We start from the raw sequence: 25,531 nt of genomic DNA, 5'->3' as shown, positions 1-25,531 counted from the left end.
GGCGATGCCGGCCAGTTCGGCGCGACGATGGGCCGTTGAGACCACGGCGCGGGGGCAAATTCAAGGGTCGATCACCCTCCCCTGGAGGGGGAGGGTCGATCGCGCGAAGCGCGAGCGGGGCGGGGTGACAGTCTTTCCCTTGAGGCGGTGCCCGTGTGGAGAGATCACCCCACCCCCGTCTCACGTTCCGCTTCGCTCCATGTGAGCCGACCCCCGGGCGAGCTCCGCTTCTCCCGGACCCTCCAGGGGGGCGCACCGAGCCGCTACGCCGCCGCGTTCGGGAAGCGATAATCCCTAAACTGGTCGCGCAGCGCCGTCTTCAGGATCTTGCCGGTGGCCGTATGCGGAATGCCCTCGACGAAGGCGACGTCGTCGGGCATCCACCATTTGGCGATCTTGCCGTCCATGTATTTGAGGATGTCCTCGCGGGTGGCCTGCTGGCCCTGCTTGAGCTGCACGATCAGGAGCGGCCGCTCGTCCCATTTGGGGTGGAACACGCCGATCACGGCGGCTTCCGCCACGGCCGGATGGCCGACCGCGAGGTTTTCGAGGTCGATCGAGGAGATCCACTCGCCGCCGGACTTGATCACGTCCTTGGAGCGGTCGGTGATCCGCATGTAGCCGTCCTCGTCGATGGTCGAGACGTCGCCGGTGTCGAAGAAGCCGTCCTCGTCGAGGATGTCGGTGTCGACGCGGTAATAGGCCTTGGCGACGGCGGGGCCGGAGACCTTGAGGCGGCCGAAGGTCTTGCCGTCCCAGGGCAGCTCCTTGCCGGCATCGTCGGTGATCTTCATCTCGACCGCGAAGGGCGCGTAGCCCTGCATCTGCAGCACGTCGAGCCGCGCATCCCCGGTGGCGTTCTGGAACGGCGGCTTCAGTGCCGCGACGCTGCCGATCGGGCTCATTTCGGTCATGCCCCAGGCGTGACGCACGTTCGAGCCCATGTCGAGGAAGGCCTTGATCATCGAGCGCGGCATCGCCGAGCCGCCGCAGATCACCATCTTCAGGTCCGGCAGCTTGAGATTATTGGCGGTCATGTGCTGGAGCAGCATCAGCCACACCGTGGGCACGCCGGCGGTGTGCGTCACCTTCTCGGTCGAGAGCAGCTCGTAGACCGAGGCGCCGTCGAGCTTGGCGCCGGGCATGACCAGCTTGGTGCCCTGCGAGGGCGCGGAGAAGGCGATGCCCCAGCTGTTGGCATGGAACAGCGGAACCACCGGCAGCATCGTCTCGGACGCACTGGTGCCGAGCGCGTCGACATTGTTGGCCATTAGCGCGTGCAGCACGTTGGAGCGATGCGAATACAGCACACCCTTCGGGTCACCGGTCGTGCCCGACGTGTAGCACATCGCGGCTGCCGTGTTCTCGTCAAAGTCCTTCCATTTGAATTTGCCGTCGGCCTCCGCAATCCAGTCCTCGTAGGCGACCACATTCTTCAGCGTCGTCTGCGGCATGTGCGCCTTGTCGGTGAGCACGACGTAGCGTTCCACGCTGGTCAGCTTGTCGGCGATCTTCTCCAGGACCGGAACGAAGGTGATGTCGGTCATCACGATGCGGTCCTGCGCATGGTTGATGATCCAGGCAATCTGCTCGGGGAAAAGGCGGGGATTGACGGTATGGCAGATGGCGCCGATCCCCATGATGCCGTACCACACCTCGAGATGGCGCCAGGTGTTCCAGGCGATCGTCGCGACACGGTCGCCGAGCTTGATGCCGTCGCGCTCCAGCATCTGCGAGACCTTGAGCGCGCGCTTGTGGATCTCGGCGTAATTGGTGCGATGAATCGGTCCCTCGACCGAGCGGGTAACCACCTCCTGCTTGCCGTGAATTTTGGCGGCATGTTCGATGATCCGGTGGCAGAGCAGGGGCCAATCTTGCATCAAACCAAGCATTCCGACGTTCCTCCGAGAAGTCGCTGGGCGCGTTGTCGCTCTCAGCGTTGGGCCAAAGAATTGTCATGAGTTTTAGCCTGCCGGACTTTCGCCGCAAATGGTCTTGTCGCGGCTATATGTCCGCTGGCGTGGCAATGGTTACCGCTGCGCTCGGGCTGTCGCTCGTCCTCGCCGAGAGGGCAGAGGCGCGAAAATACACATCCCCGCTGGATATCTTCGGTATCGCCGCACCACGGCCGCGCCCCGCGGTTCATTCCGCCAGGATCCCGCTGCCGAGACCGCGCCCCGAGGAGGCGCCCAAGGCATCGGACAAGGCATCGGACGAGGCTCCGCCGGACGCGGACGGCAAGCCTTCGGCGGACAAGCCCGGCGCCGACAAGCCCGCCGAGGTTGCGGCACCAGCCCAGAAGCCGGTCTCGGCCTGTCGTCTTGCGCTGACCGAGGAAATCGCGATCGCGCCCTCGATTCCGGATATCCGCGGCCCCGGCGCCTGTGGCGGCGAGGATCTGGTGCGGCTGGAAGCCGTCGTGCTGCCGGACAAGCGCAAGGTTACGGTCAAGCCGGCGGCGATCCTTCGCTGCACCATGGCGTCGGCGATCGCCGATTGGCTGCGCAAGGACATGGCGCCGTTGGCCACCAGCCTCGGCTCGACCATTGGCGAACTCGACAATTTCGACAGCTTCGAGTGCCGCGGACGCAACCGCGTCGCCGGCGCGCTGCTGTCGGAGCACGGCAAGGCCAACGCCCTCGACGTCCGGGCCATCAAGCTGGCCAACGGGCAGTCGATCGGCCTCACCGATCGCAGCATGTCGCGCGAGGTGCGCGAGCGCGTGCTGCACTCGGTCTGCGCGCGGTTTTCCACCGTGCTCGGCCCGGGCTCGGACTGGTACCACGAGGACCATATCCATCTGGATTTGGCACAGCGGCGCAACGACTACCGGATCTGCCAGTGGAACGTCTGGGATCCCCTGCCGCAGGTCGCCCCGCTGCTGCCGGCGGAACGCCCCGAGGAGGCGCCACCGCGCGAGGTCGCGGCCAAGCCCGAGACCAAGCCCGAAGAAAAGGAAGGAGCTGACGACGAGGCGGTGGAGAAGTCTCCGGCGCCTGCGAAAAAGCCGGCGGCCGATGCCAGCAAGTCCCAGCCGCGCAAGCCGGCAACAAAAAAGCGCCGGTGAAACCGGCGCTTTTGGATCTCAGGGATCAGCAGGCGATCAGTAGCTGCCCGCCTGGCCGGTCTGGCTGCCACCGAGCGCAAGCCGCGAATTGTAGGGCGAATCGCCGTGCTTCGGCTCGAGCACCACGACGAGGGTGCCGAGCTTGACGCGATCATAGAGATCGATCGCATCCTCGTTGGTCAGGCGGATGCAGCCAGACGAGATCGAGGCGCCGATATATTCCGGCTGGTTGGTGCCGTGGATGCGGAACAACGTGTCTTTCCCGCCGGAATAGAGGTAAATCGCGCGAGAGCCCATCGGATTGTCCGGGCCGGGTGCGACATAGGTCGGCACGCCCAGGCGCGAAATTTCGCCGGGGGTGGGGTGCCAGGCCGGCCACTCGGTCTTGCTGCCCACCTTGGCGATGCCCGACCAAGCCATGGCCTCTTCGCCAACGGTGATGCCGTAACGGATCGCCTTGCCGCCATCCAGCACGTAATAGAGATAGTGATTGTCGGAATCGACCACGATCGAGCCCGGCGATTCCTTGCGGTGGTATTGGACGATGGCGCGGCGGAACGGCTCGGCAACCGGGGTGTTCTCGTACCGAACTTTGGCGAGCAGTTCCTTGTCCTTCGGCTTGAAGGCTTTGGTGTCGGTCGCCTCGAAATGCGTGGCCTGCATGCAGCCCGACAGCATCAGGCCGGCGGCCAGAATTCCCAACTTAACTTTCAGCGACGACATGATTTGGTTCCAATCAAAACAATACCGTGCGGAAGGCCTGAGCTTACTGCCCAAGTTCCTCGACTCCGTTAATCCCATTATCGTTGAAATCTGCCACAATTCCAGCACTGAAGGCCTTATCCCGCGCTGCGAGACCCAAGCTGTGGCTTTTCTGCCGCAAGTTTTGCGGCCCCGTGAAGATTTTTGGGCCAAAGGGAGCCGGACTGTCGATTCCGTGCCACAGTTGAGCCATGGCCGCGCCACAAATGCAAACGCTCCATTAATGTGGTTGTCATCGTGAACTTGTCAGAATCGCGCTAAGGGCTGTCATTCTGCCGCAGGTTCTCTGGAGTCGTGCATGTTTTCGGTGTTTGTTCCCTCCGAGTCTGTCCTGAAGAAGGTTGTCATCGAAGATCTTGCCGCGGTGCCCGAAAGCGCGGTCTGGATCGACCTCGTCAACCCCACCGCGGCCGAGGACAAGGCAGTGGAGCGGCTCGCCGGCATCGCCATCCCGACCCGGGAAGACATGCAGGAGATCGAGATCTCCAGCCGTCTCTATATCGAGAACGGCGCGCGCTACATGACCGCGACGCTGATGTGCCACTCCGATACCGACATGCCCCGGACCACGGCGGTGACCTTCATCCTCGGCGACCACCGCCTGGTGACGGTGCGCTACGACCTGCCGAAGCCGTTCGCCCTGGTCGAGGCCAAGCTTGCCCGCTCCTGCACGCCCTCCATTACCGGCGAGATGGTGCTGATGGAGCTGCTGGACGCCGTGATCGACCGCTGCGCCGACATCCTGGAGCGCTGCGGCGCCGAGATCGACCAAGTCAGCCACGACATCTTCGAGCCCGAGAGCGAGCGCCACGGTCACGCCAAGCAATATTCCCAGATCCTGATCTCGATCGGCCGCAAAGGCGATCTGACCTCGAAGGTTCGCGAGAGCCTGGTGTCGATCGGCCGTGTCGTCACCTTCCTTTCGGCGGTGGTGGAGGGCGTGAAATGGTCGAAGGACATGCGCGAGCAGCTCAAGACCATGCAGCGCGACGTTTCCTCGCTGACCGACCACGCCTCCTATCTCTCCAGCAAGATCACCTTCGTGCTCGACGCCATGCTCGGCGTCGTCAATCTCGAGCAGAACAACATCATCAAGCTGTTCTCGGTGATGGCCGTCGTGCTGATGCCGCCGACGCTGATCGCCTCGATTTACGGCATGAACTTCAAGATGATGCCGGAACTCGAATGGGCGCACGGCTATCCGATGGCGCTGGTGATGATGCTTGTCGCCGCGATTCTTCCGTACTGGCTCTTCAAGTGGAAGAAGTGGCTCTGATCCCCTCGCGCTCGGAAAATAGCTACCGAGACCTTACGCCGGTCGCACAGACACGGTGAATCGTGTCGCAGAATAGATCGGGATTGAGGCCGCGCCGTGATGTGTTCGCCGTGCCGCAATTCCTCCGGTAAAATTTGAGCGGTGGGCTGAACGTTTGCGCGAAACTTGTCTGCGATAAGCAGTGCGTAGCCGCGAGGAACAACCATGGTTGAAAAACACATAACGTCGCCCCGCAACGTCATCGACCTGGCGAACTATCGTCAGGTCCTGGCGAGCGGCAAGGCGTCGTCGATGTCGGCACGCATGTGCCGGCACTGTGGTGCTCCGCTGCTCGACGGTGAGAACGACGACGACTGCTCGACCGCATTCAGCACGGCCGCTCCACGGCCGCGCGACAGGTCACGTCGGATTCGAATCGATTGAGGAACGGAAGGCGAGGGCGATCCAGGTCTTGCGGCGGCGTTGTCTGGATCGCCTTGCTTCCCTTCTGTTCAGGACAATCGGCTGTGACGTCCGATTGGCGGGTGCGTTAGAGACCGGCTGAACCCCCATCCAGCCAAAACGGGGCCTGTGTCGCGCTCTGTCAATCCGCCTCGCTAAAAATATTCCACTTTACCGAAATTCGGTTTCGGCGTATGTGTCGCGCATCCCGGCTCACCAAGAGGGGCGACTATGTGGTCGTCACTGTCGCGAGCCGGGCTTGCGGTGGACGCGGCAGCGTCGGCACGAGAGGCGCGGGCAGGGCGGGTAGTCCCTGTGAGCCCGAGGCTTCGTGCGGACGAGCGGCGCTGTTCAGTTCGTCTCGCCACATTCTTTCGGCAACGTCGACAAGGCCGGGAGATAATGTGGTGACCAGCGAACGCGCGTACGGCAAAACCGTGTGGTCCTGGCCGTCGTTGCCACGGTCAAGTCCTTGCGAAGATGCGAGCGAGCCCAACCGGGCAGACTGCATCATCCAATTCGCGGGGCGAGGGAGGCCAGAAGGAATGGTCGGCTCCCGGGAGATCACGGCATAAGCCGTCCAGCCACTGCGCAGGGAAGGCCGAGTGATCGGCACCACCTGTATGCTGCTGTGCGGTTCTTCTGCGTGTGCCTATTGCGCAGCAGACCGCGGGTGCGAGCCAGCACCCGGCCTTCCCTGCGCCCTCTTGGATGAGAGGGTAGCGAGGCCAAGCAAAGCTCGGGCGAAATGCGCCGCGAGGACGCGAAGGCGTGTCCGCGACTTGAGCTGCGTGCCACAATCTCGATCTCGTAGGGTGGGCAAAGCGCAGCGTGCCCACCCCTTGTTGCATATGGAGGGAGATCGTGGGCACGGCGCTATGCGCCTTTGCCCACCCTACAACACTGCCGCTGGGATGTGCACTGGAGCATCGCAATGGCAAGTGGAGACAGCATGCGCCACAATCCGCTCTCGTGCCCCGGACGCAGTGCAGCGTCACTGCGTGCCGCAACGCGTCCGGGACACGAGAGAGCGAGGTTGTCGCCCTTGCTCCGTCACTGCAATGACGCGAACGGACTACACGTGCTGGCCGCCGTTGATGTGGATCTCGGCGCCGTTGACATAGGACGAGGTGTCCGTGCACAGCACGTAGATGATTTTTGCCACTTCGTCGGGCGTGCCGAGGCGGTGCATCGGGATCTGCTGTTCGACGATCTTCTCGGTGCCCGGCGACAGGATCGAGGTATCGATCTCGCCCGGAGCGATCGCGTTGACGCGCACGCCGACGCGGCCGAAATCGGAGGCCATCTCGCGCGTCAGCGCCGCGAGCGCGGCCTTCGACGTCGCGTAGGCGGCGCCCGCGAAGGGGTGCACGCGCGAGCCCGCGATCGAGGTGACGTTCACGACCGAGCCCTTGGCCGCCTTCAATTCCTCGATCAGCCCGCGCGCAATCATGATCGGCGCGAAGAAGTTGACGTGGAAGACATGCGTCCAGGTGTCGAGATCGGTGTCGACCGAGCCGAGCCTGGAGCCGCCCGCGCCCTTCGGCGAGATCGCGGCGTTGTTGACCAGCGCATGCAGCGTGCCGCCCTCCAGCCGGCTGCGGATCTCGCTGATCGCGCGCGCGGTGTCCTCGGGATTGCCGAGGTCGACCTGGATGTGGTCCTCGGGCCCCGCGTCCCACGGACAGTCCTCCGGAAACGGATGCCGCGAGCAGGTGATGACGCGCCAGCCCGCCGAGGAGAAGCGGATCACGGTGGCGTGGCCGATGCCGCGGCTGGCTCCGGTCAGGAGCAGTGTACGGCGCGGCGCATTGGACGAATGCGGCATGGACATCTTTCAGGTCGGCCTAAAGCTTAGGGATACATCCGCGTCTTGGACCACTTCTGGCCGGTCGCGTCACGGCGAAATTCGATGCGGTCGTGCAAGCGGAACGGGCGGTCGTGCCAGAACTCGATGCGTGAGGGCGTGATGCGCCAGCCGCTCCAGCCTGGCGGCCGCGGCACTTCGCCGATGACGTATCTGGCCGCGACTTTCGCGATGGCCTGTTCGAAAGCGAAGCGGCTCTCCAGCTCTTGCGACTGCTTGCTCGCCCAGGCGCCGATCTGGGCCTGCTTGGGTCGGGTGGCGAAATAGGCGTCGGCCTCGGCCTCGGTCACCGGCGTCACGTTGCCGCGGATGCGGACCTGACGGCGCAGCGACTTCCAGTGAAAAAGTAACGCTGCCTTAGGATTTGCGGCGAGTTCGCGGCCCTTCTGGCTGGCGATGTGGCTGTAGAAGACAAAACCCTCGGTATCGAAGCCTTTCATCAGCACCATGCGCACGTCAGGCAGCCCGTCGGGGTCGACGGTTGCGAGCGCCATGGCGTTCGGATCGTTCGGCTCGCTCTTGATCGCCTCGTTCAGCCAGGCCTCGAACAGCGCAAATGGCTCGTCGGCGGCGGTGAAATCACCGGATGTTAAGGGTGTCTGGTGTTTCATCGAGGTCGTGTCGGTCATGTCTGGAGTCCGAGTTGCGTCCCGCGGCCCAAAACGCGTTGTCGTCCGCTACCGCCCTATATAGGGCATGGGGACGCGTTGGCCTATCGGCGATCCGGCCGTCCGGCGTTGTCATGACGATCATTGTCATCGGGCTCGGTGCCGGAGGATGCAGCTTTTCCCGCAATGACAAGAGTGCCTACGCCAAGGCCGATGACAGCGACCTCACCGGTTCGATCGCGCGGCCGGCGAAGGACGCGCCGCCCACCGAGACCGATCTCGCCTTCGCCCGCAACGCCGCCTCCGACGTCCTCAGCAAGGGCGACAGGGATTCCAGCCAGCATTGGGAGAATCCGGAGACCGGCGCGCGCGGTTCGGTGACGCCGATCGCGCAGTCCTATGCCGCCGAGGACGGCCGCAGATGCCGCGATTTCCTGGCGAGCTACGTCAACGGGGCGACCGAAAGCTGGCTCCAGGGCGCCGGCTGCCAAAGCACCCGTGGCCGTTGGGAGATTCATACGCTAAAGCCGTGGCGGAGCTAGGATTCGGCGCGCGCCCCTAGTTGCAAAAATGCCACTCTCTTCCCACATGAATCCCTGGTGGGGCGGGGAGCCCTTTGAACAATTCGATTTCTTGAAGGAGACGTGACGGATGCGCGACCCCTATGAGGTCTTGGGGGTGCCGCGGAGCGCCAGCGCTGCCGCGATCAAGAGCGCCTATCGCAAGCTTGCCAAGAAGCATCATCCCGACAGCAACAAGGACGACCCGAAAGCCGCCGAGCGCTTCTCCGAGATCAACTCGGCGAACGAGATCATCGGCGACGAGGACAAGCGCAAGCAGTTCGACCGCGGCGAGATCGACGCCGACGGTAAGCCGCGCTTCCAGGGTTTTCCGGGCGGTGGCGGGCCGCGCGGCCGTGCCGGCCCCGGCGGCTTCGAAAGCTATACGTTCCGCTCCGGCGGCGGCCCCGGCCAGGGCGGTGGCGCGTTCGAGGATATCCTCAACAGCATGTTCGGCGGCGGGATGCGTGGCGCCCGGCCTGGGGCCGGCGGCGCCGGGCAGTTCGAATTCGACACCGGCGGCGTCGGGCTCGATCTCGACGTGAATGTCGCCATGTCCGTGTCGCTGGAAGAGGCGGTCAAGGGCGGCGAGAAGCGCGTCAGGCTGCCGACCGGCAAGGAGCTCGACGTCAAGATTCCGGCCGGCGTCACCGAGGGCCAGCAGATCCGGCTCCGGGGGCAGGGCGAGTCCGCGCAGGGCCATCCGCCCGGCGATCTCCTGATCACCATCAGCATCGCGCCGCACGCCCACTTCAAGGTCGAGGGCGCCGACTTGCGGATTGATCTGCCAGTGACGCTCTACGAGGCCGTGCTCGGGGCCAAGGTGCGCGTGCCCACCCTCGGCAATGCCGTGGAGCTTTCGGTTCCGAAGAACACCTCCAGCGGCCGGACCTTCCGCCTCAAAGGTAAGGGATTGCCGAAATCTGGCGGAACCGGGGATCTCTTCGTCACTATCAGGATTATGCTACCGGACGGGAACGACGCCGAGCTTGAAGCATTGATGGAGAAGTGGCGGGACCAACACCCCTACAATCCACGTAGCGGACTCGGCTAGGGCGCTAGCCGACGATCGGAGCATTCTCTTCCCGAAAGGATGATGCTCAACATACGCCTGAAGCGCGGCTCGCGCTTCGACGCTGACGTTCGAGACGTGTCGGTTGCCCGGCGGGGCAGCCGATAAAAAGGTGCGGCCTCGAGAGGGGGACCAGCGCGGTACCAAAAACCCCAATCGAGGCCGCCCGCGTCGATCGGCGGATCGAACGCTGCTCATTTTCGCGTGATCATCCGGTGCGATAATGAGACGCGCCGATGTCTTCATTCCAAATTTTCAATGACGGAATCTAGGCACCGCCCTCAAGCAGCTGTCTAGGTGCCGTTTTTCTCGGCCTGATCATAGACCGCCTGCGCCACCCTGGTCAGCCGGTCGCGATCACCGCCGCCGCTGACGACGTAGCCGACGCCGCGCTCGGCCCAGAACAACGCGCCGTCCTTGTCCGTTTTGGCGTAGCGCATTTGCGTCGCACCATTCTCGGTCTTGGCGGTGTAGATCGTGTAGCGTTCGCCCGAGGCGCCCTCATACATCAGGAACGAGGCCGGGCCGTTCGGACCCGGCAACAGCCGGCCGCCAACGAGCTTCAGCCCGCTCGCCTCCAGGTTCGGCGCGAACACGGTCCAGCCGCAACGCCGGGTCAGCCAGGCCTGCAGGTGGTCGCGCTCGTTGCCGCCGACCTCGACGGGGTGGCGGACCTCCACGACATAGAGGCGGTGGGCGTCGAGCGCGTCCGCCGTAAAGCTCTGGAAGGTGGAGGGGGCATTGGCGGCGCCATGCCCGACCCAGCCGGCGGCGCCGCCGGCGACGAAGGCGACCAGCACCGCCGCCGCGGCGCCGTAGAGCCACTGCCGCGGGCGGCGTTCCAGCCGCTCGAGCTCCAGCCGGGCCGGCACCGGCTCCTGGGCGACGGAATCGTAGCGGGCGTGCAGCATCTCAGCCATGGCGCGCCAGGACTGCACGCGCTCGGCCTCTTCAGGATGGGCGGCGAGCCAGGCCTCGACGTCGGCGCGGCGCTCGGCCGGCAGCTCGCCGTCGACATAGGCGTGCAGTTCGTCCTCGGTCACTGGGATATTGCGGTCGTTCATATCAATCGTCTCTGGCTCTGTGGCCTTAAATGTCGTTCAAAGCTCGACGTCGCGTAGCTCATCTTCATGCTGCGGGCGGACGACACGCGATGCATCAACCCTGCCATCATTTCACCCGCCTGAGCGTCGGGCGCTCGCCCTCCAGCGAAGCCTTGACGTGGGCGCGGGCGCGGGCCAGGCGCGACATCACGGTGCCGATCGGCACGCCCTGGATGTCGGCGACCTCGCGGTAGCTCATGCCTTCCAGCATCACGAGGAGCAACACCGAGCGTTGCTCCTCGACGAGCGTCGCCAGCGCCCTCTCGATGTCGCGCCCTTCGGCTTCGGTGCCGCTGGCATCCGGGTTGTTCTCCGTCAGCTGCGTGAACTGCGGCCGCCTTGCCAGCGAGCGCCGCCGGTTCTTGTTGAGGTTGGTCAGGATCGTGTAGAGCCAGCTCCTGACGTCGCCTCCGAGAAACAATCGCTCCGAACGCAGCGCCCGCACCAGCGTGTCCTGCACCAGATCGTCGGCCGCATCCGCGTCGCGCGTGAGCGCGCGGGCGTAGCGGCGCAACGCCGGGATCATGGCTTCCACACTCTGGCGAAACGCACTCATTGCGGTCTTGACGTCCTGGTATCAGGCGCGAGCGCCTATAGCGATCATAACACCCGAACGGAACGGCTATTCCGGCGCTCGAAACAGCGTTAACGCGGCGTATTAGGGCTGTACCGCAGGGGAGGGCTGGTGTACCTCCAGACCTCACCAAGAGTTCGACGGGACGTTCAAAAATGGCGCAGAATTCGGGTCTGATGCAAGGAAAGCGCGGAGTGGTCTTCGGCGTTGCCAACAACCGCTCGATCGCCTGGGGCATCGCCAAGGCGTGCCACGCCGCCGGCGCCGAGCTCGCCTTCACCTATCAGGGCGATGCGCTGAAGAAGCGCGTCGAGCCGCTCGCTGCCGAGATCGGTGGTCTCGTGCTCGGCCATTGCGATGTCACGGATGCCGCGACCATCGATGCTGCGTTCGGGGTGCTGAAGGAGAAATGGGACAAGATCGACTTCCTGGTGCACGCGATCGCCTATGGCGAGCAGCTCGACGGCCGCTACGTCGACACCACTCAGGAGAATTTCTCCAAGTCGATGCTGATCTCCTGCTACTCGTTCACGGCGGTGGCGCAGCGCGCCGAGAAGCTGATGACCGATGGCGGTTCGCTGATCACGCTCAGCTATTACGGCGCCGAGAAGTGGATGCCGCATTACAACGTGATGGGCGTCGCCAAGGCGGCGCTGGAGGCCAGCGTGCGCTATCTCGCCGCCGATCTCGGCGAGAAGAACATCCGCGTCAACGCGATCTCGGCAGGTCCGATCAAGACGCTCGCGGCGTCCGGCATCGGCGACTTTCGCTATATCCTGAAGTGGAACGAGGCCAACGCGCCGATGCGGCGCAACGTGTCGACCGAGGACGTCGGCGGCAGTGCGCTGTATTTCCTCTCCGACCTCTCGCGCGGTGTCACCGGCGAGGTGCATCACGTCGATTCCGGCTATCACGTGCTCGGCATGAAGCGCCCGGACGCGCCGGACATCTCGTTCGGCGGCAAGGACTAGCTTAAATCCGGAATTCCCGTGCCCACGATCTATTATCTTCGCCATGGTGAGACCGAGTGGAATGCGCTCGGGAGGCTTCAGGGCATTAAGGACGTTCCGCTGAACGCGCGTGGACGCGGTCAGGCCGTGCAGGCCGGCAGCATTCTCGCCGACCTATTCAAGCGCGAGGGTCGCGACAAGGCGGCGTTACCCTATGTGTCGAGCCCGCTCGGCCGCGCGCGCCAGACCATGGAACTTGCGCGCGGCAAGCTGGAGCTGCCAGTTGCCGGATATGCGCTCGATGATCGCCTGCGTGAGATCGGCTATGGAGTCTGGGAAGGTCTGACCCTGGCCGAGAGCGAGGCGAGGGATCCTGACGTGTATGCCCGGCGCCTCACCGACAAATGGTCGGTCGGCCCCGCCGGCGGGGAGACCTACGCCGATGTCCAGGTCCGCGTACGGGCCTGGTACGACCAGATGCGGACCGACACCGTTGCGGTCGCCCATGGCGGGACCTGCCGGGCCCTGATGGTTTCACTCGGCCTGGAGACCCCCCTCACTGCCGCCGAGCTCTATATCGAGCAGGGCGCCGTCTACGTGTTCCGCGACGGGCGGCTGGAGAAGTTTAGCTAGTCCCATCCGCCGTCATTCCGGAGCGGTGCGAAGCACGAACCCGGAATCTCGAGATTCTCAGGTGCGCAAGGGCGCACCGGAGTTCGCCCTTCGGGCGCCCCGAATGACCGAGTGTGTTTGACCCCGGTGTTCCCCCGCGTTACCACCACAAGTCAGAACTGACTTACGCACCAGCGAGAAGCGATGTCCTTCAACACCTTCGGCCACATGTTCCGCGTCACGACCTTCGGCGAGAGCCATGGGGTGGCGATCGGCTGCGTGGTCGACGGTTGTCCGCCCATGATCCCGCTGACCGAGGCCGACATCCAGCAGGACCTCGATCGCCGCCGGCCGGGCCAGTCGCGCTTCACCACCCAGCGCCAGGAGCCGGACCAGGTCAAGATCCTCTCCGGCGTGATGGCGCATCCGGAGACCGGCGTGCAGGTGACGACGGGTACGCCGATCGGGCTCCTGATCGAGAACACCGACCAGCGATCGAAGGACTATTCCGAGATCAAGGACAAGTTTCGCCCCGGTCACGCCGACTTCACCTATGAGGCCAAATACGGCCTACGCGATTATCGCGGCGGCGGCCGCTCCTCGGCGCGCGAGACCGCGACGCGCGTTGCCGCCGGTGCCATCGCGCGCAAGGTGCTGCCCAACGTGAAGGTGCGCGGCGCGCTGGTGCAGATCGGCCCGCACAAGATCGACCGTGCGAAGTGGGACTGGGACGAGATCGCCAAAAATCCGTTCTTCTGCCCGGACAAGGACAAGGCCGCATTCTTCGAGACCTATCTCGACGGCATCCGCAAGAGCGGCTCCTCGATCGGCGCGGTGATCGAGGTGGTCGCCGAAGGCGTGCCGGCCGGCCTTGGCGCGCCGATCTACGCCAAGCTCGATTCCGATCTGGCGGGCGCGATGATGACCATCAACGCAGTGAAGGGTGTCGAGATCGGCGCCGGTTTCGGCGCGGCCGAGCTCACCGGCGAGGAAAACGCCGACGAGATGCGCACCGGCAATGACGGCACGCGCTTTTTGTCCAACCATGCCGGCGGCGTGCTCGGCGGAATCTCCACGGGCCAGCCGGTGGTGGTGCGTTTCGCGGTGAAGCCGACCTCGTCGATCTTGCAGCCGCGTCTCACCGTCGACCGCAAGGGGGCCGACACCGAGATCTTCACCAAGGGCCGCCACGACCCCTGCGTCGGCATCCGCGCCGTCCCTGTCGGCGAAGCCATGATGGCCTGCGTGCTGGCCGACCACTTTCTGCGCGATCGCGGGCAGGTGGGACGCTAGCAAAAGGTCTTCATGTCGCGGTACTAGCCCACCGCGCAGCTTGACGTTCCCACAACTTCGTCCGCAAATGCGGACATGCAAAGCTCCGAGCTTCAGCGCATCACCAACTGGCTGATTGACGGCGCCTGGGCGGCTCAGGAGTCGGCCGTAGGGATTGCCGATTTCTGCGAACGTCTTGTCGCGGCCGGCCTGCCGCTGACGCGTTTCGGCATCTTCATCCGTACGTTGCATCCCGAAGTCTTCGGCCGCAACTTCATCTGGCGGAAGGGCGAGGAGGTCGAGGTCGGCACCGTCGATTTCGATATCCTGGACACGCCCGAATTCGCCGCGAGCCCGCTCCGCATCGTGTTCGAGCAGGGGATCGAGGTCAGGGGGCGCGTCGGCGATCCCGACAATACGCGCTTTCCGATCGTCAAAGACATGGACGCCGAAGGAGCGACCGACTACATCGCGGTGCCGATGCCGTTTCTCGACGGCTCGGTCCACGCCACGAGCTGGGTGACGCGGCATCCCGGCGGCTTCAGCGATGACCATATCGCAGCGATCCGGTCCATCGTGACGCCGCTGGCGCGCGTCAGCGAGATCATCACCCTGCGCCGTACCGCCGAGATGCTGCTCGACACCTATGTCGGCAACCGCGCCGGCGCGCGCATCCTCGGCGGCCAGATCCGCCGCGGCCACAACGACACCATGCAGGCCGCGATCTGGCTCTCGGACCTGCGCGGCTTCACCGCGCTGTCGGACCGGCTGCCACCCGAGACGGTGGTCGAGATCCTCAATCACTATTTCGACTGTCAGGTGACCGCGATCCGCGGCCATGGCGGCGAAGTCCTGAAATTCATGGGCGACGGCCTGCTCGCGGTGTTTCCGATCGACGAATATGTCGGCGATGCCGCCCATGTCTGCACACGCGTGCTGGAAGCGGCGCGCGAGTCCCGCGCCAGCGTCGAGGCGCTGGCCTTTCCGGTCGGCGACGCCGTCGAGCGCTTCCGCTTCGGCGTCGCGCTGCACGTCGGCAACATCCTCTACGGCAATATCGGCGGCGGCAACCGCCTCGACTTCACCTGCATTGGTCCCGCCGTGAACCTTGCCGCAAGGCTCGAGAAGATCACGGGCCGCCTGGGGCGGACCGTTGTCGCCTCGGAAGGTTTTGCCAATGTCTGCCGCCACGACTGGCGCGAGCTCGGCGAGTTTCCGATCGCGGGATTTTCCAAGGCTCAGCGCGTGTATGGGCTTGGCGAGGAAATGCCGGTGGTGATGGCCTAGCGGACGGCACCGTCGGCGAAACTAGTCAGCGCGCACATATGACTGCCTCAGCCCAAGCGTCAGGATCGTCAGAGTGATCCACAGCCGCAGCATCGCAAAGCTGAAGATGAAGACGAAATAGATCAGGTTCTTGCTGAACTGGCTCGCTGACGAGGTCTGCCAGAAATTCCAGATCGCGCTCCGCACCGCTTCCTGTCCGTAGGCGAGGGCGACGTTGATGACACCGAGCGCGATCACGGCGGCGCCGAGCCACAGCCCGCGCCGTGCGAACTCGCCGATGGCGCCGAACAGGGCGACCCTGCCGTCATCGCGCTCGGCACGGACGATCATGAGCAGCACGATGGTGGCGATCCATGCACTCCAGAAGCGCCCGGGATGGGTGAACTGGTCGAACGCCATGCCATCGAGCCCCGCCAAGAGATGATACGAGGCCTCAAAGCCGGCTAATCTGGCGCTGAGCGCCGCCGCGATCATCACGAGCATGATCCGCCACAGGATCGAGAAGGACAGCTTGAACTGCTCGCCCAATGTCAGCGCGCCGAGCGAGGACTGGCCGCCGGCCGCCTCGATCGATTGTTGCGCCGTCGCGAAGAAGGCCAGGAGCACCGAAATGTCGGCAATGATGATGGCTGGCAGCGCCACGGCGCCGCCGCCGAACGCGATCACCCGCATCGCAGCCGCCAGGATCAGCCAGGGCAGGGCGTGCAGGAGCTTGAACGGACCGAACGAGGTTTCTGGGCGGGCCGGCTTGAGTGCGAACTGTTTGCGCAGTGCAACTGTCATCTCACCGCGGTGACACAGGAGATTGAACCTGCGGTAGCGGGGATCGGTAAAATTGACCGGAAGCGGGCAAACGACGCCCTATTCCTCCGGCTCGGTCGTGAACAGCAGTGGATAGCCCTTGGCGCGGCCGGCATCGGTGGCGCGGGTGGCCTTGGTCTCGGCGACGTCCCTGGTGAACACCGCGACGACGCAGGCGCCGAGCTTGTGCGCGGTGATCATCACCTTGTAGGCCTGATCCTCGGTCATGCGGAATTCGGCCTTCAGGATCATGGTGACGAATTCGCGCGGCGTGTAGTCGTCGTTGATCAGGATGACCTTGTGCAGCTTCGGCCGCTCGACCTTGGTCTTGGTCCGCGTCTTCGGCTTGGTGACAGTGTTGTTCATTCCGCCTCCCGGATACGGCGGGCTCGGGTTCCCTGCCGCAGCGATCAGCTTGCGACCTTCGCACCATATTGCAGGACCTGCACCTTCTCCAAGGTGATCAGGCCGCTCGACATCATGCCATCCAGGATGGGCAGGAATGCGTTGATGTTGTCCTCGCTGTCGACGATTTCGATCAAGAGCGGCAAATCTTCCGACAGCCGCAGGATTTTCGAGGTGTGCAGCCGGCTCGACTTGCCGAAGCCCATGGGGCCGCGCAGCACGGTGGCGCCGGCAAGGTGCCGCTCGCGCGCGGTCATCACGATCGCTTCATAAAGCGGTTTGCCGTCGAAATGGTCGCTCTCGCCGATGAAGATCCGGAGCGAAACTGCCTGATTGGGGATTTGCATGGTCAGCTCCTCGTCAAGCGGTTGTAGCGGCTCGCCATCATATGCCCTGCCCATACCGACACCAGCCAGCAGATGACGGACGCCGCGATATAGGCGAGCGCGGTGTATTTCATGCCGCCGTGGAACAGGCGGAAGGTGTCCAGGCTGAAGGTCGAAAAGGTGGTGTAGCCGCCGCAGAACCCGGTCATGACGAATTGCCGGTGCTCGGGCCGCGCCAGCATGCGGCCGTCGGGGCCGGTCAGCGTCGCGTAGAAGCCGATGATCAGCGAGCCCGTCGCATTGATGAACAGCGTCGCGAAGGGAAAGCCCGACCCGGTGTCGAGCGCGAGCCCGACGAGATAGCGCGTCAGGCCACCGACGACGCTGCCGGCGGCAACCCAGGCATAGAGTATCGCAGTGCGCCAGCGCTCGGCGGGAGCGTTCATCGGCCTCTAGCCTCCCAGGCCGTCCGCAAGGAGGAAACCGCAACTGACGGCGGCAAGGCAGAGCCCGACCGAGAACACGACATTGCCGAGCGCATGCATCGCCTCGCCGTTACGCGCGAGTGTCAGCGTCTGCAGGCTGAACGAGGACACCGTGGTGTAGCAGCCGAGAAATCCCGTCACCGCGAACAGCCACGGATTGGGCGTGGCAAAGGCCGAGCCGGGATGGGTCGCCAGCGCGCCGAGAATGCCGATCAGGAAGGCGCCGGTGACGTTGATGGTCATGGTGCCCCACGGAAACGTCTCGCCCAGCCGCCGCGCGATCACGCCGGAAATAAAATAGCGCGCGCAGCCGCCGAGCACGCTACCGACCATGATCGCGATTGCTCCGCTCAGCACGATGAACGACCTCCCATCCTCATTTGTCCTCCGCTGCCAGACCGTTGCCGACGGCCAAGAGTCCCACGAGCGAGACCAGTGCGAAGCCGAGCCCCGCAAAGAAGGTTCCTGCCGGACCATAGGCGTCCCACAGCGCGCCGGCGATCACGCTCGCGGCCAGCAAGGCAAGGCCGGTGAACAGGTTGAAATAGCCGAACGCGGTGCCGCGCAGGCTGGGCGGCGCGGCGTCGGCGACGAGGGCCGAGAGCAGGCCTTGCGTCAGTCCCATATGCAGCCCCCACAGCACGACGCCGAGTGCGAGGCCGCCAAGGCTCGGCAGCAGCGCCAGCGCGAGATCGGCACAGGCGAGGAAGACGAGCCCGAGCGCGAGTAGGCCGGTCCGGTTGATCCGGTCCGAGAGCACGCCGGCCGGATAGGCCGACAGCGCGTAGGCGATGTTCATCAGCACCAGCACCGCCGGCACCCACATCGCATTGAGCCCGATGTTCTGAGCCCGCAGGATCAAGAAGGCCTCGCTGAAGCGGGCGAGGGTGAAGACGACGCCGACGGCCACGACGCGCCAATAGACCGTGCCGAGCTGCCGCATCGCGGCGAGATTGAGCGGATTCCCCGCAGGCTCCCGGCTCGGATCCGGCTCCGGCTCGCTCACCGCGAACGCGATCAAGCCGAACGACAGGAAGGCCGGCAGCACCGCCACCCAGAACACCGCGGCAAAATTGTCTGCCGTCCACCACATCAGGCCGATCGCCACGAGCGGCCCGAGGAAGGCGCCGATGGTGTCGAGCGATTGCCGCAGGCCAAAGCTCGCCCCGCGCAGGCCGCGAGGTGCGATATCGGCGATCAGCGCATCGCGCGGCGCGCCGCGTATGCCCTTGCCGACACGGTCGATGAAGCGCGCGGCCACCAGCCATCCGACGCTGGGGGCAAGCGGGAACAACGGTTTGGTGAAGGCTGCGAGCCCATAGCCGAGCGCTGCGAGCAGCTTGCGGCGGCCGAGCCAGTCGGACAACGCGCCGGAGAAGATCTTCGTGATCGAGGCCGTCGCCTCCGCGATGCCCTCGATGAAGCCGACGGTGAGCGTCGAAGCGCCGAGCACGGTGACGAGATAGACCGGCAGGAGCGCGTGGATCATCTCGGAGGAGATGTCCATCAGCATCGAGACGAAGCCAAGCACCCAGATCCCCCTGGGCAACCCGCTACGTGCAGCAGTCGGTGTCGTCGTCGTCACGTCGTCGCCGTCTCCTTCGCGTTCTCCTGGCCAAAGGCCAGACAACAAAAAACCCGCCACCGGCGGGTTTGTCCATGCTCCCGCCGAAGGCAGAGGCTCAATGATTGCCCCTCCTCAAGCAGGAGTCATCAGCCCACTACGGTCCAAGATTCGGGTTCAAGGCCGCCGGGCGGTTATCGGGGGACTCCATCCCCATCTGTTTGGCCAACCTAGCATGGAAATCGTGCCGGACAAGTAGGCGGGACGCTCTGTCCCGCGGCTCGTCGTTCCGGCTTTGCGCATCGCGAGCCCGATGATGCCAGCAATCTGGCGCGTTCCAGCGGCGCGAGCGCGGCAACACGGCGGCAGCTTTGCGCAAGGGCGTGCACATACCCAACCCGCAGCTTCCTAACCTGAATGTGAAGCGCAAGCGATCTTCGCCCTTTGCGGCTCGGCGATTGCATGTCACCATCGCGTCATACGACGGGAGACTGCGATGCGCTTGCTGTTCTCGATCGGGGCTGTGCTGGTTGCCGGCATGTTTGCCGGAGGGGACGTCGCGGGCATCGCGGCACCAGGACCAAAATTTGAACCGCCAAAGAACGAGCCGCAGCGGCTTGCGGCCGACAGGGACGCGCAGACGGTCGACGTCGAGCTGATCCTCGCCGTCGATGTCTCTTACTCCATGGACATGGACGAGCTCGCGATCCAGCGCGAAGGCTATGCGCAGGCGATCCAGTCGAAGGAATTTCTTCAGGCGCTGAAGCTCGGTCCGAACGGTCGGATCGCGGTGACCTATTTCGAGTGGGCCGCCTCGAGCGACCAGAAGATCATCATTCCCTGGCGGCTGGTCGACGGACCGGAGACGGCCGATGCGGTTGCCGCCGAGATCATGAAGACGCCGATCCGGCGCGCCTCGCGTACCTCGATCTCCGGCGCGATCACGTTCGCGATGCCGCTGTTCGACGAGGATCCCTATCGGGGCCTGCGCCGTGTGATCGACATTTCCGGCGACGGCCCCAACAACAATGGCGGCCCCGTCACGGTGGCGCGCGACGCCGCGCTGGAGAAGGGCGTCGTCATCAACGGCCTGCCGATCATGGTCAAGGAGCCGTCCTATTCGACCATGGATATCGATAATCTCGATTTCTATTACGAAGACTGCGTCATCGGCGGTCCAGGCTCCTTCGTCATCACGATCAAGGACCGTGACAAGTTCAAGGAGGCGATCCGCACCAAGCTGCTGATGGAGGTCGCCGGCCGCACGCCGGAGCGCCCCGTGATGCGCGTCGCCGACAAGGAGCCGCGCGTCAATTGCCTGATCGGCGAGAAGATCTGGTCGGACCGTTGGGGACGATGAAGCCCCCCGGCTGAGACCTTTTGCCCATCCAACCGGCAGTTGAACTTAACGGCTCGTTAACCGGTGCATGGCCCTAATCGGTCGGTTTCTGTCCGTTTCAGTCGGCGTCCCGATATCGCTGAAGCCAAACGAAGTGGGTCTGTCGGGCCCGTCTTCCGAGCAATCATATGGCCGTCATCTCATCCAGCACCAGCCAGATTTCTCCCGCCAATGAGCGGCTGTATCACCAGAGCGCGCTGCTTGGTGACTGGAAGGGCAATTGGGTGGGCAACAACCAGCCCGTCGGCTTCAAGGTCGTGAACATCCGCGGGGCCCGCGCGCAGGTCGAGTACACCCATAACGGGCACACCGAGCGCGGCTTTGCCGAGGTCCAGGGCACGCTCATCACCTTTGGCGGGGTCACGGTCGGCACCAAGGACGGCAAGAACATGGTGATGCTGTTCTCGTTCGGGGGCGCTGGCAAGCAGACCGCCAATCTCGAGAAGCAGGCCCCGCCGGCTTCCGACAGCCGCCTCATGGGAAGCTGGGGCGGCTATTCCAGCGCCAACGGCAAAAGCGCGAGCTTCAAGGTGCTCGCGGTCAATGGCAAGGAAGCCCAGGTCAGCGTCACCACCGATGGCGTCACGCGCCAGGGCACCGGCTACGTCTACAAGAACGTCATCATGTTCGGGCAGACGCAGATCGCGACCGATGACGGGCAGAACGGCAAGGTCATCTACCAGGTCGGCACGAAATCCTTCATGGTGCCGGTGACGAAATATCCGCCGGCCGATTCATCGTCCTCCGTGGACAGGACCGCCTGAACGCGCGGCGCTCCGACACGCGCGGGGGCCTGCTGTCCTCACCATTTCGGCGCCCGCTTCTCCACGAACGCCCTCAAGCCCTCCTGCGCCTCATCCGACGTCGCGACGTTGCAGAAATCGTCCACGGCGCTCGCAATGCTGCGGCGATAATCGAGATCGATCTGGCGCATGAAGGCGGCGCGGCCCATCCGCAGCACCGTGGCCGATTTGCCGGTGAACTGCGCAGCGAGCTTCGCCACCTCGGCCTCGAGTTCGGCATCGCCGACGACGCGGTTCACCACGCCGAGCTCGCGTGCTTCCATGGCGCTGAAGACCCGGCCGGTGAACAGTAGCTCGAAGGCGCGGTGACGTCCGACGATGCGCGGCAGATGCGCGTAGTGGATCGCGGGAATGACGCCGACGTCGATCTCGGGATAGCCGAAGGTCGCGCTCTCGGCTGCCAGCACCACGTCGCAGGACACCGCCATGGTCATGCCGCCGCCGCGCGCCGCACCGCCGACCGCGGCGATCGAGGGCTTTCCGAGCCCGTACTGGGCATCGTAAAGGTCGATATAGAGCGCCTGGAGGAATTCCCGGATCTCGGCGCCGGATCTGCCAAGCAGGATGTCGAGGTCGAGGCCCGCCGAAAAACGTTTTGCAATTGCGCTCGCCAGCACGACAACGCGTGCGCCGTCGTCATCCGCAGCGCGGCGGAAGGCGGCCACAACTGCGCGGATCATCTCGAGGCTCAGCGCATTGACAGGCGGGCGGCGCAGCGTGATGCGGGCGATGTTGCCAACGCATTCGTACGCGACGGGATTGTCAGAGGTCACCGCGTTCTCCATGCTTCATTGGGGCAGCACCTTCAACTCCCGCTCGACCTTGCGCAAGACTTTCGCGGGCAGCCGCAAGGGCGCCATCGCCGATCAGCCGCCAGACATCATTAGTCCGTTCCGCCAGATGCGGGATCGTCAGCGGCAAGTGCGCGGCTTCATGACCAGCTTACGTTGCGGCGCCGCCCGTGCAAGACCTCGGGCGCGCATGCTAGGCTGCGCTCTGGAGATTGCTCGCGACGGAGAGGACAGATGACCGACGAACATCCCATGTTGGCCGGCTCGGCCACCGTTTTCGTCGTCTCCGACATCGCCGCGAGCCTCGCCTATTACCGCGACGTGCTCGGGTTCGAGGTCACCTTCGAATATGGTGAGCCCCTGTCCTATGCCTGCCTCTGTCGCGAGGAGGTCGCCCTGCATCTGCTGGCAGCGGCCAGGACGAAACGCTTGCCCGGGCAGGGCGGCCTCTGCATTTTCGTCCGCGACGTCGACCTGCTCTATGCCGAATTGTCCGGCCGTGGCGCCAGGCCCATCAACCAGCCGGAGGATCGCGATTACGGCATGCGCGATTTCGACATCCTTGATGCCGACGGCAATCAGCTCACTTTCGGCATGGGTATCCCGGAACCCGGCTGAGGCGATGCCGGCGCGGCCTCGCTGGCATTCCTCATCGCCGGAGGGTATGATTTGCGAGGTTTTCGAAGGTTATCCGAATGTCCCGCCTTGCAGCTTCATGCGGTCTTGCAGCTATCGTCGCCGTGCTCTGGCTCGGCGGCACCTCCGTTCATGCGCAAGTTGCACCGCTGAGATATGTCATACCGGGCGGACCGTTTGGCTTTGGCGGCAGCGATGGCCAGGGCTCCGATCCTTACGGCAATTTTCCGAGCTTCAATGCCGGTGACGCAGGCGGGCGCACTAATTTTGCGAACGGCTTCTTCGTCGGCAGCCAGCGCGGCAACCTCAATTGGAGCGGGCTCAGTCAGACCGGACTTGGTCAGAGTGGATTTGGTCAGAGCGGTTTTGCCGGCAATTTCAGCGCGCTCTCGTATGACAGCACCCAGTTCGGCTACACCACCAAAACCTTGGGCGACATGCCCGTCACCTTTTTTGCCGGTTTCGACACGCTGAAATATGGCAATGGCATCGGCAGCTCGGTGGCGCCGCTGACCTCGGGTGCGGCCCCCGGCACCAGCGCATTTGCGGGCGTCGAGTTCAAACCGACCTCCAACCTCAGCCTATCGTTCGGCGCCGGTTTCATCCAGCAGGACTCGGGTCGCATGGACAGCGATATCAGATCGAACATGCTGCCCGGCGAGTCGCCGGCCCTGAGTGGCCTTCGGCGTTAGGATCGCATCACCAGTTCCGGCGGACGCCGCAGCGATTTCGGCAGGTCCGGGCCGTACCCGAAACGCATCACGATATCGGGGCGCCGCTCGCCGAGTCCGAGTGAGGCCGCGAATTGCGGCCTCAGCGCCGCCACCTCGACCGGCTGGTTGACGAAGGCATATTTCAGTCCCAGCGCGGTCGCCTGCAAACCGAAGCGCTGGCAGGCGCGCCCCACTGCAATCCAGCGCGGTGTGTCGCTGCGATTGGCCGCGAGCACGACGACGCCCGCAGAGCTGACGAGCTGTTCGCGGTACTTCTTGTTTTCGCCGCTCTCCGTGAAGAAGAGTTTCATAAGCGGCCGCGCCAGCCACGACGGCAGGGACGGGTTTCCCGAGGCCGGTGAGAACAACCCGTCCATGCTCGCGAGCGCCTCCGTCTCGTTGAAGCGAATCCAGTTCACGAGCTCGCGCATGAAGGCCCCGTCGCGCATCTGCGCGGCGTTGCCTTCGAGCACGTAGTCGGCGACCTTCGCGATCGCGGCGTGCTCGGTCAGCAGGATGGTTGTGACATCAGGTTCGCGACAGACGTTCTCGAGCCGGCGCAATGTCTCGGGCGGGGCCGGCCTACCGTCGAACGTCGCGCGCGTGCACTGCCGTACCGGAATCGCGGCCGCCAACGCCGATGCGGCGGGCGGTGTTTCCTCGAGCGTGATCACGATGCGGTCGCCGTCGATGACCGGGTCGGCGCGCCAGCCCAGCGTGGATGCAGCGAGGATGAGGTTTTCGGCGGCGCAGCCGAGGCTGACGAAGAGGTGATGATCGTCCGGATCGACGGCCGGACAGCGGCGCGAAAAATCCGGCGCGATCGTGATTTCGTTGCCGTGCGCGGAGAAGACCCACGGCTGGGTGTTATGGCTATTGGCGGCGAGGGTGGCAAAGCGCACGAGCTCGCGATCCCGTGGCACGGCCTGCAGTGGAGCCCGCGACGTCGTCACCGCCGCGTCATAGGTCATCGTTGCTCCCGCGGCAGGGAAGCCGCCGATCGCAGCCGCGGGAAACCCGAGCGCGGCCGCGATGAACTGCCGTCGGTGAACCAAAAACGTCCGCTCCATGCCCTTGCGCAGCATGCCTCTAGCAGCAACGGGCGCCAGAACGATTGACCGGAATCAAGATCAGATGACCGGTCCACGCAATTCTGGTTTGGGCATCACGACAAGCCCGCCACCAGCGGCCTTTGCAGGTGCCTGGCCATCAGTTCCGCCGCCTCCGTGTAACGTCGCGTTTCCAGGACGTCGAGCAGGCGCAAATGCTCGCGCACGTGCCGGCGCATGCCCTCGCGGTCGGCGAAGCTGCGATAGGCGAACAGGCGTCTGATCGAGTTCACGCGCTTGAGCGCTTCGAGAAAAAAGGGATTGCCGGCGCCGCGGATGATGTCTTCGTGGAATTCGCAGCCGGAGTGAAAGATCTCGCCGATCGTCATCTTCTCGATCTCGCCTTCGAACACGCGCTGTTGGCGCTCGCGCAGGCGTGTGATCACCTCCTGCGGCAGCGTAAAACCCGGCTGCGCGATCGCCGCCGGCTCGATCACCGCGCGAAACGCCTTGGCCTGTGCTTGAGCTTCGGGGCTTGAGACCGTCTCTGCGAAACGCCAGCCATAGCCCGGCAGGCGTGCGATCCAGCCCTCGGCAGCGATCCTGTCCAGCAGCCGCTGCAGCTCGGCCCGCGTGACGTCATAGCGGCGCATCAGCTCCGCCTCGGTAACGTCGGTCGGCAGCCGGCTCGCGAGCACGTCGCCTGCGACCGACGCATAAACCTGCTCGTTGCGCCTCACTGCCGCGAGCGCCGGTTGGGCTGCGCCGCTGGTGGGATTCTTCGCCAGCACAAAACCGCGATGCGGCTCGCCGCGCGCCAGCCCCGCTGCTTCCAGCGCCTTCAGGCCGAGCCGGATCGGCGCGCGCGAAAGGTCCAGCGCGTCGGCAAGCCTTTGTTCGATCAGGCGGTCGCCGGCCTTCATGCCTTCGCGCCGGGCCAGCGCCATGATGAGACCGGCAAGGTGTTCGGCGCGTTCGGAACCGTTCTTGTCGGTGCGTTGTCGGGAACTGTCTGATGAGCTCATTGCACTGCACGCGAGATTTAGGGCTTGACAGACTGTCCCACGGATTGTTCTTTTATGCAACAATATACAATCGACCCAGGGAG

28 protein-coding genes and 1 riboswitch are annotated in these 25,531 nt (G+C 64.6%); of the genes, 13 read left to right on the top strand and 15 right to left on the bottom strand.

Annotated elements, in window-relative coordinates; translation table 11 throughout:
• Positions 1-263: 263 nt before the first annotated feature.
• Positions 264-1,892 (bottom strand): fatty-acid--CoA ligase, encoded by a 1,629-nt coding sequence (locus GGD62_RS32750; RefSeq protein ID WP_018321709.1) that lies wholly within the window; start codon positions 1,890-1,892, stop codon positions 264-266.
• 65 nt (positions 1,893-1,957) lie between these two features.
• Here GGD62_RS32750 and GGD62_RS32745 point away from each other — a divergent pair, with 65 nt between their 5' ends.
• Positions 1,958-3,067 carry an extensin family protein gene (locus tag GGD62_RS32745; RefSeq protein WP_183712307.1) on the top strand — a complete coding sequence of 370 codons (1,110 nt, stop codon included), beginning with the start codon at positions 1,958-1,960 and terminating at the stop codon, positions 3,065-3,067.
• A gap of 36 nt (positions 3,068-3,103) precedes the next feature.
• Here GGD62_RS32745 and GGD62_RS32740 read toward each other — a convergent pair whose 3' ends face one another.
• Positions 3,104-3,790 (bottom strand): L,D-transpeptidase, encoded by a 687-nt coding sequence (locus GGD62_RS32740; protein ID WP_018321707.1) that lies wholly within the window; start codon positions 3,788-3,790, stop codon positions 3,104-3,106.
• 337 nt (positions 3,791-4,127) lie between these two features.
• On the opposite strand from GGD62_RS32740, the gene GGD62_RS32735 reads away from it, so the two are divergent.
• Together GGD62_RS32735 and GGD62_RS32730 are read left to right on the top strand one after the other, a co-directional pair.
• Positions 4,128-5,105: a magnesium transporter CorA family protein gene (locus tag GGD62_RS32735; protein ID WP_092263344.1), complete on the top strand. Its 978-nt coding sequence runs from the start codon at positions 4,128-4,130 to the stop codon at positions 5,103-5,105.
• A 204-nt stretch (positions 5,106-5,309) separates the two neighbouring features.
• A complete protein-coding gene (locus tag GGD62_RS32730) occupies positions 5,310-5,528 on the top strand; it encodes a hypothetical protein (protein WP_038972668.1) in 219 nt (72 codons plus the stop codon).
• 1,093 nt (positions 5,529-6,621) lie between these two features.
• Here GGD62_RS32730 and GGD62_RS32725 read toward each other — a convergent pair.
• Together GGD62_RS32725 and pdxH are read right to left on the bottom strand one after the other, a co-directional pair.
• Positions 6,622-7,374 carry an SDR family NAD(P)-dependent oxidoreductase gene (locus GGD62_RS32725; protein WP_026202769.1) on the bottom strand — a complete coding sequence of 251 codons (753 nt, stop codon included), beginning with the start codon at positions 7,372-7,374 and terminating at the stop codon, positions 6,622-6,624.
• A gap of 26 nt (positions 7,375-7,400) precedes the next feature.
• Positions 7,401-8,042 (bottom strand): pyridoxamine 5'-phosphate oxidase, encoded by a 642-nt coding sequence (gene pdxH / locus GGD62_RS32720; RefSeq protein WP_183712305.1) that lies wholly within the window; start codon positions 8,040-8,042, stop codon positions 7,401-7,403.
• A 113-nt stretch (positions 8,043-8,155) separates the two neighbouring features.
• On the opposite strand from pdxH, the gene GGD62_RS32715 reads away from it, so the two are divergent.
• Together GGD62_RS32715 and GGD62_RS32710 are read left to right on the top strand one after the other, a co-directional pair.
• A complete protein-coding gene (locus GGD62_RS32715) occupies positions 8,156-8,563 on the top strand; it encodes an RT0821/Lpp0805 family surface protein (RefSeq protein ID WP_018322568.1) in 408 nt (135 codons plus the stop codon).
• Between the two features lie 109 nt (positions 8,564-8,672).
• Entirely contained in the window at positions 8,673-9,635 is a 963-nt protein-coding gene (locus GGD62_RS32710; RefSeq protein ID WP_183712303.1) for a DnaJ C-terminal domain-containing protein, read from the top strand.
• A gap of 311 nt (positions 9,636-9,946) precedes the next feature.
• Here GGD62_RS32710 and GGD62_RS32705 read toward each other — a convergent pair whose 3' ends face one another.
• Positions 9,947-10,717 carry an anti-sigma factor gene (locus GGD62_RS32705; protein ID WP_183712301.1) on the bottom strand — a complete coding sequence of 257 codons (771 nt, stop codon included), beginning with the start codon at positions 10,715-10,717 and terminating at the stop codon, positions 9,947-9,949.
• Positions 10,718-10,823: 106 nt separating this feature from the next.
• Complete coding sequence (locus GGD62_RS32700) at positions 10,824-11,312, bottom strand: RNA polymerase sigma factor (protein WP_018322571.1); 489 nt, start codon at positions 11,310-11,312, stop codon at positions 10,824-10,826.
• Between the two features lie 173 nt (positions 11,313-11,485).
• Between GGD62_RS32700 and fabI the strand changes: the two genes are divergently transcribed.
• The 4 genes from fabI (at position 11,486) to GGD62_RS32680 (ending at position 15,451) form a co-directional block, all read left to right on the top strand.
• On the top strand, positions 11,486-12,301 hold the full coding sequence (gene fabI / locus GGD62_RS32695) for an enoyl-ACP reductase FabI (protein WP_183712299.1): 816 nt from the start codon (positions 11,486-11,488) through the stop codon (positions 12,299-12,301).
• 12 nt (positions 12,302-12,313) lie between these two features.
• Positions 12,314-12,913, top strand: a complete 600-nt coding sequence (locus tag GGD62_RS32690) for a histidine phosphatase family protein (protein WP_183712361.1) — start codon at positions 12,314-12,316, stop codon at positions 12,911-12,913.
• Positions 12,914-13,096: 183 nt separating this feature from the next.
• Positions 13,097-14,185 (top strand): chorismate synthase, encoded by a 1,089-nt coding sequence (aroC, locus tag GGD62_RS32685; protein WP_018322574.1) that lies wholly within the window; start codon positions 13,097-13,099, stop codon positions 14,183-14,185.
• 75 nt (positions 14,186-14,260) lie between these two features.
• On the top strand, positions 14,261-15,451 hold the full coding sequence (locus GGD62_RS32680; protein ID WP_183712297.1) for an adenylate/guanylate cyclase domain-containing protein: 1,191 nt from the start codon (positions 14,261-14,263) through the stop codon (positions 15,449-15,451).
• 21 nt (positions 15,452-15,472) lie between these two features.
• Here GGD62_RS32680 and GGD62_RS32675 read toward each other — a convergent pair whose 3' ends face one another.
• The 6 genes from GGD62_RS32675 to GGD62_RS32650 all read right to left on the bottom strand — a co-directional run bounded on the left by GGD62_RS32675 (position 15,473) and on the right by GGD62_RS32650 (position 19,053).
• On the bottom strand, positions 15,473-16,234 hold the full coding sequence (locus GGD62_RS32675) for a hypothetical protein (RefSeq protein ID WP_183238744.1): 762 nt from the start codon (positions 16,232-16,234) through the stop codon (positions 15,473-15,475).
• A gap of 78 nt (positions 16,235-16,312) precedes the next feature.
• Positions 16,313-16,618, bottom strand: a complete 306-nt coding sequence (clpS, locus tag GGD62_RS32670; protein WP_018322577.1) for an ATP-dependent Clp protease adapter ClpS — start codon at positions 16,616-16,618, stop codon at positions 16,313-16,315.
• Positions 16,619-16,662: 44 nt separating this feature from the next.
• Entirely contained in the window at positions 16,663-17,004 is a 342-nt protein-coding gene (locus GGD62_RS32665) for a DUF190 domain-containing protein (protein ID WP_179735335.1), read from the bottom strand.
• Between the two features lie 2 nt (positions 17,005-17,006).
• Positions 17,007-17,429 (bottom strand): fluoride efflux transporter CrcB, encoded by a 423-nt coding sequence (gene crcB / locus GGD62_RS32660; protein WP_183712295.1) that lies wholly within the window; start codon positions 17,427-17,429, stop codon positions 17,007-17,009.
• Positions 17,430-17,435: 6 nt separating this feature from the next.
• Complete coding sequence (gene crcB, locus GGD62_RS32655; protein ID WP_026202771.1) at positions 17,436-17,825, bottom strand: fluoride efflux transporter CrcB; 390 nt, start codon at positions 17,823-17,825, stop codon at positions 17,436-17,438.
• Positions 17,826-17,844: 19 nt separating this feature from the next.
• Entirely contained in the window at positions 17,845-19,053 is a 1,209-nt protein-coding gene (locus GGD62_RS32650; RefSeq protein WP_018322581.1) for an MFS transporter, read from the bottom strand.
• 112 nt (positions 19,054-19,165) lie between these two features.
• Positions 19,166-19,256: riboswitch (Fluoride riboswitch) on the bottom strand.
• A 272-nt stretch (positions 19,257-19,528) separates the two neighbouring features.
• Here GGD62_RS32650 and GGD62_RS32645 point away from each other — a divergent pair.
• Positions 19,529-20,392: a DUF1194 domain-containing protein gene (locus tag GGD62_RS32645; RefSeq protein WP_091964726.1), complete on the top strand. Its 864-nt coding sequence runs from the start codon at positions 19,529-19,531 to the stop codon at positions 20,390-20,392.
• Positions 20,393-20,559: 167 nt separating this feature from the next.
• Positions 20,560-21,195 (top strand): hypothetical protein, encoded by a 636-nt coding sequence (locus tag GGD62_RS32640; RefSeq protein ID WP_018322583.1) that lies wholly within the window; start codon positions 20,560-20,562, stop codon positions 21,193-21,195.
• A 38-nt stretch (positions 21,196-21,233) separates the two neighbouring features.
• Here GGD62_RS32640 and GGD62_RS32635 read toward each other — a convergent pair whose 3' ends face one another.
• The gene (locus tag GGD62_RS32635) at positions 21,234-22,007 is read right to left on the bottom strand and encodes an enoyl-CoA hydratase/isomerase family protein (protein WP_312014316.1); all 774 of its coding nucleotides are present in this window, start codon (positions 22,005-22,007) and stop codon (positions 21,234-21,236) included.
• A gap of 252 nt (positions 22,008-22,259) precedes the next feature.
• On the opposite strand from GGD62_RS32635, the gene GGD62_RS32630 reads away from it, so the two are divergent.
• Both GGD62_RS32630 and GGD62_RS32625 read left to right on the top strand, forming a co-directional pair.
• Positions 22,260-22,643 (top strand): VOC family protein, encoded by a 384-nt coding sequence (locus GGD62_RS32630; protein ID WP_183712291.1) that lies wholly within the window; start codon positions 22,260-22,262, stop codon positions 22,641-22,643.
• Between the two features lie 77 nt (positions 22,644-22,720).
• On the top strand, positions 22,721-23,353 hold the full coding sequence (locus GGD62_RS32625; protein WP_018322587.1) for a hypothetical protein: 633 nt from the start codon (positions 22,721-22,723) through the stop codon (positions 23,351-23,353).
• Here GGD62_RS32625 and GGD62_RS32620 read toward each other — a convergent pair.
• Positions 23,350-24,459, bottom strand: coding sequence for an Acg family FMN-binding oxidoreductase (locus GGD62_RS32620; RefSeq protein WP_246800373.1), 1,110 nt, complete (start codon positions 24,457-24,459; stop codon positions 23,350-23,352). The genes GGD62_RS32625 and GGD62_RS32620 overlap by 4 nt on opposite strands.
• A gap of 80 nt (positions 24,460-24,539) precedes the next feature.
• Positions 24,540-25,448: a GntR family transcriptional regulator gene (locus GGD62_RS32615; protein WP_246800372.1), complete on the bottom strand. Its 909-nt coding sequence runs from the start codon at positions 25,446-25,448 to the stop codon at positions 24,540-24,542.
• Positions 25,449-25,531 lie beyond the last annotated feature (83 nt).

Source organism: Bradyrhizobium sp. ERR14, assembly GCF_014198235.1.
Taxonomy (GTDB): domain Bacteria; phylum Pseudomonadota; class Alphaproteobacteria; order Rhizobiales; family Xanthobacteraceae; genus Bradyrhizobium.
The sequence above is the reverse complement of the archived record's forward strand: the minus strand, read 5'-3'. Positions and strand labels throughout refer to the sequence as shown.